This is a genomic window from Paracoccus spongiarum, assembly GCF_030732095.1.
Taxonomy (GTDB): domain Bacteria; phylum Pseudomonadota; class Alphaproteobacteria; order Rhodobacterales; family Rhodobacteraceae; genus Paracoccus; species Paracoccus spongiarum.
In genome coordinates this window covers 1-965 of sequence record NZ_JAVAMQ010000068.1, presented here as the reverse complement: position 1 = coordinate 965, position 965 = coordinate 1, and the positions used below count along the sequence as shown (strand labels likewise).

1 protein-coding gene is annotated in these 965 nt (G+C 65.7%); it reads right to left on the bottom strand.

Annotated features, from left to right (window positions below):
- Window positions 1-884 (bottom strand): IS5 family transposase (locus Q5Y72_RS19705; RefSeq protein WP_305965083.1); only part of this gene is annotated, 884 nt, incomplete at its 3' end.
- Window positions 885-965 lie beyond the last annotated feature (81 nt).

Here is a 965-nt window from a genome sequence, read left to right as displayed (position 1 = left end):
CCCTTGTCCGCGCCCAGTGTCAGTTGCCGGGTCGATCCGGGGGAATGGCGATGGATCATGTCCATTGCCGCGCGCCGTTCGGCATGACCATCGGCCTGCGTCAGGTCGCCCTGCACGATCAGACCGGCGCGGTTCTCCATCAGCGCGTGGCCGATGAAGCACAGCATGGCGCCGGTGCCGGGGGACTTCTTGTAGAGCCGCGCATCGGGGTCCGTGGTCGAGGCATGGGTGGCGTTGGACCGCCTCTCGCCCCGGAAATCGACCTCGGTATTGCGGCTTTGGCGGGTGGGGCGGGGCATCGGGTCGGTCTCGGCTTCGGTTGCTTCGGTCAGGTCTTCAGCAGTCGCGTCGGGTCCGGGCGGGTCGCCCGGATCGTCGTCGGGCGGCGTGCCGATGGCTTTGGGCTGGAAACTCTTCATCGAAGCCCAGGCCTTGACCAGCGTGCCATCGACCGAGAAGTGATCGTCCGACAACAGCGGCGCGACCTCGCGGTGGGCTAGGATCGCCGCCATCACCTTGCGCGACATGTCGGTCGTCAGCAGCCGGTCGCGGTTCTTGGTGAAGACGGTCGGGACCCAGACCGGATCGTCGATCCCGAGGCCGACGAACCAGCGGAACAAGAGGTTGTATTGCATCTGTTCCATAAGCTGCCGCTCGGAGCGGACCGAGAACAGGATCTGGATCAGGCTCGCGCGGATCAGCCGTTCCGGCGCGATCGAGGGCCGGCCGAAATCGGTGTAAAGCGCCTCGAACTCGGCATCCAGGCTCGCAAGCGCGTCGTTCACCACCTGCCGGATCTTGCGCAGCGGATGCCGCGCGGGGATGCGCGCTTCCAAGTCGACATAGCTGAACAGCGACCTGCTCGCCTCGTCCGTCCCGCGCATCATCACCCTCGCCAAAGCCTGCGAAGGGTGAATCATGTTCCTCGAACCGGGCCAAGGGCCGACTTCTTCAGCAGCCTGCTA